The 11,800-nt window shown below is 60.6% G+C and carries 6 protein-coding genes; all 6 read right to left on the bottom strand.

The window, feature by feature from the left end; genetic code table 11:
- The coding region (locus tag ACOI1H_RS20595) for a Y-family DNA polymerase (protein WP_422439803.1) at positions 1-808 on the bottom strand (808 nt) is incomplete at its 3' end.
- 100 nt (positions 809-908) lie between these two features.
- On the bottom strand, positions 909-2,129 hold the full coding sequence (locus ACOI1H_RS20590; RefSeq protein WP_422439802.1) for a Wadjet anti-phage system protein JetD domain-containing protein: 1,221 nt from the start codon (positions 2,127-2,129) through the stop codon (positions 909-911).
- A 1-nt stretch (position 2,130) separates the two neighbouring features.
- Positions 2,131-5,670, bottom strand: coding sequence for an SbcC/MukB-like Walker B domain-containing protein (locus tag ACOI1H_RS20585; protein WP_422439801.1), 3,540 nt, complete (start codon positions 5,668-5,670; stop codon positions 2,131-2,133).
- A gap of 199 nt (positions 5,671-5,869) precedes the next feature.
- On the bottom strand, positions 5,870-6,535 hold the full coding sequence (locus ACOI1H_RS20580; protein WP_422439799.1) for a DUF4194 domain-containing protein: 666 nt from the start codon (positions 6,533-6,535) through the stop codon (positions 5,870-5,872).
- Between the two features lie 62 nt (positions 6,536-6,597).
- On the bottom strand, positions 6,598-8,217 hold the full coding sequence (locus tag ACOI1H_RS20575) for a DUF3375 family protein (RefSeq protein WP_422439798.1): 1,620 nt from the start codon (positions 8,215-8,217) through the stop codon (positions 6,598-6,600).
- Between the two features lie 334 nt (positions 8,218-8,551).
- Positions 8,552-10,990, bottom strand: coding sequence for an aminotransferase class III-fold pyridoxal phosphate-dependent enzyme (locus ACOI1H_RS20570; RefSeq protein WP_422439796.1), 2,439 nt, complete (start codon positions 10,988-10,990; stop codon positions 8,552-8,554).
- Between the last annotated feature and the right edge of the window lie 810 nt (positions 10,991-11,800).

The raw sequence follows: 11,800 nt of genomic DNA, 5'->3' as shown, positions 1-11,800 counted from the left end.
CGCGGACCTTGTCGGGCGTCCGCCAGTCGCCAGGCAGCATACGACTGTGGCCAAACATGCTCTTTTTCGTCTCCGGCCTCTCGGTGTGGTAGCCGTGTATCCCATTCCAGAAACGCTCACCTTCGACACTGCCCCAGATCGCACGCGCCTGCTTGGGAGCGAGGTTCCACAGGTCTGAGAAATCATGCACGTTTGCCGCCGTCAGCCGGGCGTGCATGCCCTTCGAGATCCCAGGCAAATCGTCAAGGTCGATGCCAGCCAGCCGGGCCGGCATGTCGTCCGCTTCGATCAGGACAAATCCGTCCGGCTTCTTCAGCTCGGCGGCAATCTTTGCCAGCAGCTCCGTCGGTGCCATCCCGATCGAGCAGGTCAGCGTGTCGCTGAAGGCTGATGCGAGGGCTGCCTTCAGGCGTGTTGCCAGTGCCGCACCTTCGGCTGCCTCGCGGGGCGTGAGGTTGCAGACAACCTCGTCGATGGATCGGACCTTCGTCACCGGGATGATCGTGTCTATCACATCGAGGATGCGCTTGTGCAGGCGCACGTAGACATCATGCCGTGCGACAACGAAGACCATGTCAGGGATGATGGCCTTCGCATCCTTGATCTTTGCGCCGGATTTTACGCCCAGCGCCTTGGCTTGCCGACTGACTGCGATGCAGCCCGTATGGGGTGAATCCAGAGGTACGACACCGACCGGACGGCCGCGCAAGGATGGGTTGAAGTGCTGTTCTGCGGAGGCGAAGAAGCTGTCAAAGTCGAGATACAGTCGCTCCACGCCGCGGGCTTGTCCGCGCGCGCTCTGTGTCATCTCAACCTCCAGGACTCTTGTTGAACACAATACGAACGCCCATCCCCGGTGCCAAGACCGGGGATGGGCGTGATCTGAAGATAGGGTCATGCGAGAGCGGTCAGGAGCTGTCCTGACGTTTTGTGATACGCGCGAGGCCTATGGCGTGGATGTCGTCCGGCGTCACCGTCAGACGCTCTTGCTCAAGGCGCCAGTGGCCTTTTCGGATCAACTGGAGTGCTGAAGCCTCCTGGGGTGCGAGGCGATCGATCTCACCCGTGTAGCGATCGCTGTCCGGCTCGACTGTCCAGAGGGGGCAATGCGCGAGCATCGTGCCGTCGTCCATGGCGAAGGTCGTGGTGTGCGGCAGAATGCGCCGCAGGCGCGAGAGGATCTTCATCCCCCAGCTGTCAAGATCTCCCCAGTAGATGATGTCGAGCGCCTTCAGAAACGGCATCGCCGCAGCCGTTCCAGCGATCGCATTCCCGGACCCGAAAAACAGACAGACACCCGGCAGGGGCGTGTGAGAGTTGAACGTTCCTTTGTTCTCTACGATGACGACGCGCGTGACGGTCGGTGGCAGGCCTTTGATCTTGCTCGGCCGCATCGACATCTCTGGCTCACCCATCGGGTTGGACCAGTCAACCGGATGGAACTTCATCCAGATTTCCTGCCGGTCGTCATCGCGAAAACCGAACTCTTCGCGAAACGAGCTACCGTCTTTCAGGCAGTCGATGTGCTTGAGCGCTTCCCTGACAATACTTTGGCGTGTCTCGATCCACTTGCTATCGAGACCGACGATCGCAAGTTCACGGATGTCGATCAGATCATCGCTCCCCTTACTGCGCGCCTCCAGCAAACTTGCAAAGCCTGTCTGCTCTTCAACTGGGAGTGCCGAGAGCTTCTGCCAGTGCTTGGCCATAGCATTCAGACGCCGATCCACATGCGCAAGGACGCTGACGCAGGATCGTGCTGTCCGCAAATCACGATGACGGCCGCTGCCCAGAAAGGCCGCCATCTCATCGATGGTCTGAAAGACGATGGTGTCCGGAAGGGAGACATCACCCACCCGGCGCTTTGTCATCGCCTCGAAGGAGACAGTATGAATTGCTGCCTGATCCCTCCACTGTGTGATCCATTCGGCGATCTCTGCCCTTCGTCTCACCATGGCGTCTCCCGCAAGGGACGGTCGCCCTATGCTCACGGTGAGCGGAAACTCTCCCTCCGTGTTATCCTGGTCAGTAATGGACTTGGCGACGCGGGCGTCCCACGTGCGCTCGAGCCTTACCTTCAGGGCGGCCGGCATTTCTGCCGCCGCCCCATTGGGTCGTTTGAGGATCATGTCAGCCCTCGACTTGCTCTGATGCGATCCGTTCGGCTGCGGTCTTGGCCGCTTCTGCACTTGCCGTGGCGCTGTCAGTCGCCATCTGGGCGTAGTTCGACACCACGTGACGGATCTGCTCGTTGCGCTTCGAGATATCGAAGATGCGGTCTGCATGGCCGGCGAAGGCCATCAGCTTCTGCACCGGTGTCGCAGCCACGACCTGGAGGCCGATGGCATTGAGCACATCTGTGGCAGCAGCAGCCATCTCCTCGGAGCCGTGCATGAAGGCCTCGTCCAGAACAATGGTCTGAAGGCCGGCATTGGCACGTGTCTCGTCGTGAGCCCCGAAGGTGTAGGCCAGGCCCGCACCGATCAGCAGCATCGTCAGACGCTCACCCTGACCACCGGACTCGCCATCGCGGCCAGACCAGAAGCGACGCTGCGAGATGAACTCGCCGTTCTCATCGGCGTGATACTCCTCGATGTCCATCTCGAACCAGTTCGGCAGGTTCAGGATCGCCTCGCGGCGGGCGTGACCTTCCTTGGTGGTCTCATCGTTGATCAGCTCGATCACAGCCTCGGTGTTCTTCTCGACGATTTCCGGCTCGGCATAGAGGTTCGAGATCGCGTGGCTCAGACGCGCACGGAACTTGGAGACCTCATCACAATCCTGGCTCGGCCGGATGCGCAGGCGCGCACGTGTGCCTTCCATCGGGTCGTAGACCAGGCCCTTCAGGATCGCGTTCAGGCCGTCCTGCATTTTCTTCAGGCGTGTGGCATAGGCGTTCTGCGCCGTTTCGATCGTCTCGATGGTGCTCTTGGCGAAGGACTTCTGGCTGTCCTTGAAGGCCTGCTCGTGCCGCGGCAGATCACCGACCTCAAGTGTGTTCAGACGACCGGCCCAAGTGTCACGGACCATGCGAGCGGCTGCCAGGCTTTCCGCCTTCGACAGATCACCCAGCATGCCTTCGATCTCGACGAAGGAGCCTTCTTCGGTGAAGTCACGCAGGAAGGCTTCTGCCGCCCGCTTGGCTTCTGCGCCGCGGTTGCCGATGTTCATCTCGCTGTTGGTCGCACTGTCGACAACCTTGCGGATGTCGGAGATGACGCCAGACAGGTCGTAGAGCACCGTGGTCAGGATGTGCTGGCCAATAGCCTGCTTATCGGTTGCCTTCATCGCTTCGCGCGCCGCGCGGCGATAGGCCTCGCGGTCGGCGTGGGTCGCCGCACCGAAGGTGGCGATCGACACTTTCAGTCGATCCGCCTTGGCGTTGCGGTTCGTTTCGGCGGTCGCCTTGCTGGAAGACTTGCCGCCGATCTGACCCTGAATAAGCTTCTGGCGCGTGCGTGCATCGCTTTCAGTCTTCTCGGACTTTGCCTTAGCGCGCCGCAGTTTTTCGGCCTCGGGGTTATCGAGGATCGCGATCTGCGCCCGCAAGGATTCGATATCCTGCACCAGGCCTGCCTGGTTGACCTGATCAAAGGTCACGTCCTTGCCGTCGAGGCGGCTCAGCAGCAGCCCGGTCTTGTGCAGGCTCAGTGCAGCGGCCTCGGAGGAGGCGATGGCGTCCTCCGCTGCGGTGTAGGCCTTCTGGGCCGTCTTCATGGCAGTCTCAGCCAGGTCGATGCGATCCTGGACGTTCCAGCCGAGCACATATTTTGAGCGATCATCGATAGCGGAGCGATCGTCCTTGACGATACGGCTGCCTTTCTTGACGGAGCCTTCCTTGGTGCAGGCGTCACCAGTGGCGGTCTTGAACTTGGCCTCTGTCACGCAGTCATGCGCTGCTGCGTCGTCGACGAGGGCGCGTGCGACCTGCGTGAACGCGCTGTCGTCACGGATCTCCAGTTTTCCCGCCAACGTGGTCTGCGCAATCCGGGTCCGGGTTTTCGGTGCCATATCGGAGATTTCGCGCAGGACGACACGGGCGTTCCAGCCTTTTTTGCCGGCGTTGTTCGGGCCACGGTTCACGATGCCGCGGGCCTCGGATGCATAGGCTGCATCGATCAGGATCTCGCAGCCCAGGCCGCCGAGCACGCGGTTTGCAGTGCCTTCCCAGGCCTCTTCGCCGTCGCGGATCTGCACCAGTTCGGCCAGGAACGGGATGTCGTCCTCGCGTAGGTGCAGGGCCTCGGCGATCGCCTTGCGGGCCTTCAGCAGCTTCTCGTCAATGGCGCTCTTGCTGCGGAGCAGGGATGTATAGGCGTCGGTTGCTGTGATCTTGTCGTTCTCTGCGGTGTGCAACGTCCGCTCCAGCTCACGGCGTCCGTCCGCCACGTTCGCGCGACGTTTGTCGAGATCGACGATCGTGTCTGCGACGTCTTTGCGGGCGGCGGTAAGCTCGGTTTCAACGGCGCAGCGGAAGTTCAGCCCGACGGCTAGGTATTCTGCTTTCAGCGTCTTGACGCGTGAAGCAACTTTGATGAGCTCAGCCTCTTTCTCTTCCTTGTCAGCGATATACTGATCGATCTTGTCGAAGTTCTGGCTGCGGATCGCCTCGTCGATCGCCTGGACCTCGGCTTTAGCCGTGGCTTCCAGAGTCTCGGCTTTCAGCAGTTCGGCCTCCAGCATGACCTGTGCATCCCGCGCTTTGCGGAATTGGCGGCCCCAGTAGGCATGTTCGATGGTGGCGGAGAACTGCTCGAAGCGCGCGCGACGGCTGACGCTCTCCTCGTGGGTCGCAAGCGCCTTATCGAGGAAGCCAAACTTGCGGGCGACTTCCTTCAGGCCGGCGATCTTGTCTTTGCAGCGCTGAACGGTTGCGATCGACTCGCGCACCTTTTCAAAGGTGGTGATGACGCTGTCTGCGGAGTCGCGCAGAGAGGTCTTCGGGAAAATGTTGTCACGGGCAAAGCCGGTGATGGAGGCCATCTTTTTCACGCCGATGGACTCGTCAAGGAAGCGGAATGCGGCCGTGGCCTCTTCGGGATTGTCGATGCCGAAGGCCATGCCGATGTGGGCGAAGAAATCCTTGAAATTGGCGTGCAGTTCGCCGCCCAGGACTTCGGCCGCGCGCGATGCCGCACCCTTGGTCGTCCAGATGGGGAAGTCGCGCTCGATGGAAATGTCCGCGTGCGCTGTGATCAGGCGCCAGTCAACCGGGACACCCTTTTTCTCGATGTAGCCCATACGCAGGATCGAGAAGATCTGGCCGGTGTCGGTCTCGAAGACGCCGCAGACAGCCAGAAAGCCTTTCTTGATCCCGAAGTCGCGCAGCTTCTCGATCTTCACGCCGCTGCCGGTGTCGGTCTTGCCGTGCTGACCCATGTAGTAGGTCTCCACTGTCCGGTCCTTGGTCTGCTCCTGGGTTGCAGAGTTGAAGCGCGGGTGCATCCGCCACAGCATGCGGTACGCATCAATCGCGGTGGATTTGCCAGCGCCGTTGTCGCCGGAGAAGACGGCACCCTTCATGTCAAGATTGAAGACGGACGCGGGGCCATGGTAGCCGCCGAAGTTCTTCACTTCGAGGCGCCGCAGCCGGTAGCCCTTACGGATCGGACTCTGTGCTTTGAGGTCGGAGACAACGGCGTCGATCACGTCGGAGTTGAAGTCTTTCATGTGTCTGTCTTTCGTCAAGCTGAGGCAGCGCCGGGCGCGTCCATCAGGGTTTCATCTCTATGAGAAGGATTTCGTATTGGCCCAGCCAGTAAAGTTGAACTTTTGTGGTGGGGTCCAGATTGACTGCGAGAGCCCCGCAGCGTGCGCCTGTAAGGACGCTGCGGGGGTCAGGCCAAATCTGCCTGATCAATATGCGCTGTCAGGCGTCTTGCGGCTCCAGGTCGTCGAAGTCGACCAGGCAGGCTTCGCGCCGGGTGGCCTCGGTGCTGCCTTCGGTGTCAGCGATCATGTTCATATCCTGGGCGAAGGTTGCCATGGCGTCACGGGAGAAGGCGGCCTGCATGAGAGCTGTGCCGCGGTAGGTTGATGAGTTGCCCATGGCGCGCAGGGTCAGCAACTTCAGATCAACAAGGCGACCGATGCATTTGTTGATCCGGTCCTCAAGGGCGATACGATCCTCAGCTACGGATTCCGAGTAGTGCTTGCCCAGTTGCTCGAAGACCTCGTTGCGTGTGAGCCAGATCGCATCCCCACCCTGGCGCAGCTCCTGGTCAAGGCTCATGCGGAAATACACCACGGCGACGCTGTCGTAGTAGGTCAGGCGGTTGTGAGAGCAGACCGAAGAGATCGGCTCGCACTTCAGGTGCTCTGAGAGCGCGTCAAGTTGTTCATCGGTCATGTTGCGCGCATGGGCGATGCCGGACTCTTCGATGATGACGAGTTCCATACCGAGCTCGCGCAGGCGCGCCTCGACGTCACTGCGCAGTTGCAGGGTTGTCTCGTAGAGCGATTGGTTGCGCGAGGAGAGGATGGCGCTCTCGCGCAGAAGGCGGGAGAGGACGTGGTTGATAGTGAACGTGGCCATGATGGGTCTCTTTTTCTGGATGTCTGTCTTTCGGGGTTGTGTGCCCCGGGTGTGGCGCCGCCTCAGGCGGCAATTGTGTTGCGATCGATGGGTGCGTACCCGGTGGGTGAAGCGCGCATCTCGTCGGGTGTCAGCAGATAGCTGGCCGTATCGAAATCGCCGAAGCCTTCGCCGACTGTGCCGTTCAGGCGGAAGATCGGGTTAACGATATTCGCCATCGTCGACTTGTCCCGCTCATGGAACTGCACCGTGAAACTCATGCCTTCGACGAGGAGTGACGGCATGGTGCCGGACGCGACAGCCAGGTAGCGACTGATTTCGTGGCGGCCGTAGCGTAGCGGTGAGTGCCGGATAACGTCGGACAGTGTCACCTCTTGGCGGGTGCCCATGGCGTCTTTCACGCGCGCGACGATGCTTGCGGTGCTGAGGTGGGCGCTCTTGGCGGCTTCTTTCGCCAGGGCCATGCGACGTGCGTCGCTATCCGGCTCTTCCGCCACCGCAACCAGATCGCGATCTTCATCGATCGGCACCGGTGCTTCAGTGGTAAGTTTCAGATCGCAGAGCGGATTGGTACGCAGTGGCATCGTCATGACCAGGCCCGTATCCTTCAGGCGCGTGTCGCGCGGGCTTGGCCGCACCTCGTTGCGAATACGGACCGCAGCCGCCTGGGCGGCGCGCAGCACACGTGCGTCTTCGCGGCGGGCCGCGTAGTTCGGGTTCGAGATGAACGAGCTCAGCGTTGTCCAGATGTAGGAAATCTCCAACGAGATATCATTCGAGATGCCAAGCATGTCCGGCAGAAACGAAGTGATCTCGCGGCGCAGGTGGAGATCGATGATATCATCACCCATACGTACGACGCTTTCGAGGCTGCCCTGCATGATCTGGGCTTTCGCGATATTGACGTGCAGGTCGCGCAACGTGGTCAGCACGGCGTTCTCGGCTGACTGGTCCCAGGCGCGCTGGCGTTCCCAGAAGACATCGAGCACGTCGCCGACGGGCGCATCGGAGTCGAGGAACAGGTCTTTGTTCTCGCTGTTGATACGACGCTTGGCGGCCGGCACTTCCGCAAAGCCTGCCTTGATCTGCGACAGGTCGTTGAGCAGGGCGTAGATCTCGGTGCGGCGTTCAATGGGGGTGAGGGGCTTGGCCCCGCGCGCCTTCAGCTCGGCGATTTCAAGGTCGATGTCGGTGCGGCGCGATTCCAGCGCGTCGATCTGCTGCGAGGCATCGCCCGACAGGCGTGCGGCCTTGGAAATCAGGCGGTCGCTGAGCGAGGACAGACTGGAGACGGCCAGGAAGCTCTGCTGGTTGTCAAGATCGCGCAGGATGCGCAGGGCCTTTGATGCCGGCTCAAGAAGGACGACGACTTCGGTGTCGCCTTTGATGTCGGTGCCAAGCCAGGGCTCTGACTTCGCGTGATCGTAGCTGGCATGCTTGCCGATCATCAGGTTGAGGTAGAAGTCGGCCGGCTTCGTGAAATCCTGAGCCGGCGAGACCGAGATGAAGTCCTGCTTTACTTCGTCAATGATGCGCAGGTATACCTGCACCGGCACCTCGGACATGAATGCGCCGCGGAAGGCGCGGGCATTGATCTCGGCATAGAATGCCAGATTATCCTGTCGCAGGATGCGCAGCTCCCGGCTGTTCGGGATCTTGTGTTGCATAACCATGGTCGTCATCTTTTCTTGTCACCTCGCTGACTGGGATATCGGCATGTCCAGGCACGCCAGGTTGAAATTTTCCAATGGGGTCCAGTTTCACTGTCCGAGGCAGCTGACTGCCGGGGTGAGCCCGCAGAGAGCTCACCCCGGCAGCCGGTTGGCGGAGGGAAGATGTGTGGCTTTTTTTTGCTCGTCGCGATCATGCGGCGCGGTGCGACGCCATCGCCTCATTTTGCAACGCTTCGTGAACGTCGCGCTTTAGCGGAGTGTCAATTAAAGCGCCTGGGTTGGAAGCAGGCGACGGAAGATGAAGTTTTTGCCTGAGGGGCTCCAGAGTCCCTCAGGATATATTTCAGGCTGCGGCTTGACGTGCCTGGCGCGCCCGACGGAACAACTCGATCTCCGCATCACCGCTAAGGGCGCCATACCATTGCGTCGGCGCGGGTACGAAGCCATGCACATCCGCAAGTGCTGCGATGTGATCGGCGTCGGCCAGGGAGAGCTGCGATCCGATGCTGAAGTCGGCAGTCTCACCGGCAAGCGTCAGCAGCATCGTCTCACCCAGACAACCCCAGCAGAGGTTCTCCGGCAGTGTCTGGAATGGGCCCAGGTCGATCTCGAACGGTGGGGCGATGAGGCCGCCGTCAAAGACGAATACCCCTGTCTCGCACATGGAGGCAAAGCTTACGTTGGGTGGGCGGGCGACGTCGCAGACGATCGTTCCGGGGCGCAAGGAGCGCGGGTCCACAAGCGTGATCTCCGAGCTTGTTGCGACGATCACGAGATCAGCCGCACGGATTGCAGCGATATCAGTTGTTGCAGAGACATCTGCCCTGCACGCGGGCAGATCTACGATTTCAGCGCGGACCTTCTCCAGAAGACGTGGCGCGAAAGGATTATTGCCGTTGCCGATGAGTGTCAGGTGCCGCGCCTGCCGCGACAGCATCAGGGACGCCAGCCGTCCGATGGCGCCGGTGGCACCGACGACGGCGACATGGGCATCACGGATATCGACACCACAGCGGGCCGCGACATCAATGAGGGCCTTCACGGCTGCGATGCTGGTCAGGGTATTGCCACTGGTGACAGGCACCCCAAGGCCGCAGGCTTTCTCCCCGCCCCGTGTGACGATGGAGGTATAGGCGCCGAGGCCGACCCGGGTTGCCCCTTCTGCGGCCGCCATGCGGGTAGCCTCCTGGATCATCTCAGTGGCCATGGCGCGTCCGGCGCGCTGCATGTCAGCGGGCAGCATCGGCACCGACATGATGGTGCCTGAAATCCCAGTCCCCGTCTTTGACCGCACATGTCCAATCTTGCGCACAGGACCTGGGCCTAGCTGTTTGACCCACTCGAGCCATTTGCCGATCTCTGCGTCGCTGAACTGCGCAAAGGACGGGTCGGAGCGCACGACGTCGGCTGTCTCGGTGTAATGGATCAGGAAGGCGAACTTACCCGTGAGGGGCGCTTTATCTGTGTCGTCGTTTTCAGCCTGACAGGGAGCGGCCGGCACAGTTATGCCTAGAGTCGTCAGTGCCGGTGCCGCAGCCGGCTTGGCGCCGACGAGGTGTGCCACAATGCGCTGGATGTCGCCCGCAGCGAGGGTGGAGCAGACATCATCGAGGGCGTTGAGCGCACGGTCGATATCGGCCGCCGTCGAGACCAGGGGCGGTTGCAGGCGCAACACTCGCGTGGCGTTGAACAAGGGTGCTGTCAGGATCTTGTAGGTATTGAGCAGGTAGGAGCTGATCAGGGGGATCACACCGCCGTTCAGGCTCGCAAACGACAGCGTGGCCGATCCACGGTCGGAGAAGTCCGCAAAGCAGATCCCCGCCATGAAGCCGCGGCCGCGCACTTCGGAAATCACGCTTGGGTAACGCTTCTGAATCATCCGCAAGCCTTCGTGCAGCCGTTGCGACAGGCGCGCAACATTCTTGACAAGAGCCTGGTTGTCTTCTGTCAGCAGCTCGATCGTCGCTTCCGCCGCAAGGCAGGCAATGTTGTTGTTGGCAAAGGTCGAGCTGTGGATCTGGCCGAAGTGGTCATCCCAGACGTCCGGGCGGACGATGCAAGCGCCGATCGGCATGATGCCACCCCCGAGCGCTTTCGAGAGCAGGAGCATGTCCGGCGTCTCGTGGCCCGCAGAGCAGGCAAAGAGCGCACCGGTGCGGCCCAAGCCGGTCTGGATTTCGTCGATGATGCTCAGGACGCCGTGCGCACGGCATGTCGCGATCACCGCGTCGATGTATCCGGGCGGCGGGCAGATGACACCACCTTCGCCCTGGATTGGCTCGACGATGAAAGCGGCGATATCGAAGCTGTCACGGGACAAGCGAGATTCAAGGGCATCAATGTCGCCGTAGGGCAGGTAATCGAAGTCGGGTGCCGGTGCACCTGTGCCGGCCTGATACATCGGCTTTCCTGTCGCCGAGAGGGCGCCAAGCGTTTTGCCGTGGAAGCCATTTGTTGTCGACAGGATCACCTGGCGGCCAGTGCGGATGCGCGCGAGCTTGATTGCGGCCTCGATCGTTTCAGCGCCACTATTGGTGAATGTGGTGATGGCGAGATCGCCGGGAGTGATTTCGGCCAGCCGCGCGGCGAGGCGTTCGGCGATGACGGGGCGCAGGGGTTGCACCATCGCCGGCACGCTGTCCTGGTAGCCGTCCAGGATGGCGCTCCAGACCCGGTCCGGATTGTGCCCGAAGGGCAGGGCGCCGTATTGCGAGAGGAAATCGAGGTAGGCCGTGCCGTTCTCGTCATGCAGGGTGCAGCCTTTTCCCGAGACCATTTTCATGTCGAGACCGAAGGTTTCCAGAAGCTGCGACCGCTTCGGATTGAGATATGAGGGTGGCATTGTTTCTCCATGAGCAACTGTAAGAGGAGTGTTGGTTCGCTGGCACCGATACGGCAGAAAGTTTGACTAAAATTTCTGATGTGTCGCTGGTCTGGCGGTGTCTCGCCTGCAAGTTGCTGATGTCTGAGTGCCGACCGGCCTTTATGCTTTGTTATTTAATAAAGGAAATTCAGGAGACTTTGGGGGCAAGGGTGTCTGTTGCCATCAAGTCCTGTGTGTTCCATCAGGAAAAGTGTGTGGCACACTGAGGCCGCGCTCAAGGCGATCGGCCCGCGTGATCATAATGAGACCCAAGGCGGCCAGTAATCCGCAACAGACTACCAATAGCGGCTCTCGCTCGATCGTTGAGAGTATTGAATCTGCGCCGAAGAGTATCTGGACAGCGGTCAGTATGCCTGACGCCGTCAGACAGAGCCCATGACCGCGCGCACGCGATATCCGTGCACATCTCAATGCGTGATTGAGTTCTTCCATGAGGTGCTCCGAAATTAGTGTCCTGTCCAGATTCGACCTTTGGGCAAATTTCGGAAGCAAGAGCATCGCGGTCCGGTTCCGGATCTTGAGCGCGAAACCCTCTCTCAGCAAAGCCCCCAGTGTCACTTTTTCTGCAAGGCTCCTATGTCCGCAGAAATGATCATATCTACAGGGATTTCAGATGTTCGATCTTTTCAGCCTTGTGACGACATTGAGCCCTCTTTCGCCCGTTGCTTGCGTGTTCCTCTTCATCATGAACTGGAGGTTGAAGGTTCG

It is taken from the genome of Loktanella sp. DJP18 (assembly GCF_049310965.1).
Lineage (GTDB): Bacteria > Pseudomonadota > Alphaproteobacteria > Rhodobacterales > Rhodobacteraceae > Loktanella.
Note: the sequence above shows the minus strand (reverse complement) of the source record. Positions and strands in the feature narration are given on the sequence as shown.

Bases quoted from the DNA above. Each gene is read 5' to 3' on its own strand.
- ACOI1H_RS20580 (WP_422439799.1), bottom strand. From the start codon at position 6,535: ATGGCCACGTTCACTATCAACCACGTCCTCTCCCGCCTTCTGCGCGAG.
- ACOI1H_RS20590 (WP_422439802.1), bottom strand. From the start codon at position 2,129: ATGATCCTCAAACGACCCAATGGGGCGGCGGCAGAAATGCCGGCCGCC.
- ACOI1H_RS20585 (WP_422439801.1), bottom strand. From the start codon at position 5,670: ATGAAAGACTTCAACTCCGACGTGATCGACGCCGTTGTCTCCGACCTC.
- ACOI1H_RS20570 (WP_422439796.1), bottom strand. From the start codon at position 10,990: ATGAAAATGGTCTCGGGAAAAGGCTGCACCCTGCATGACGAGAACGGC.
- ACOI1H_RS20575 (WP_422439798.1), bottom strand. From the start codon at position 8,217: ATGACGACCATGGTTATGCAACACAAGATCCCGAACAGCCGGGAGCTG.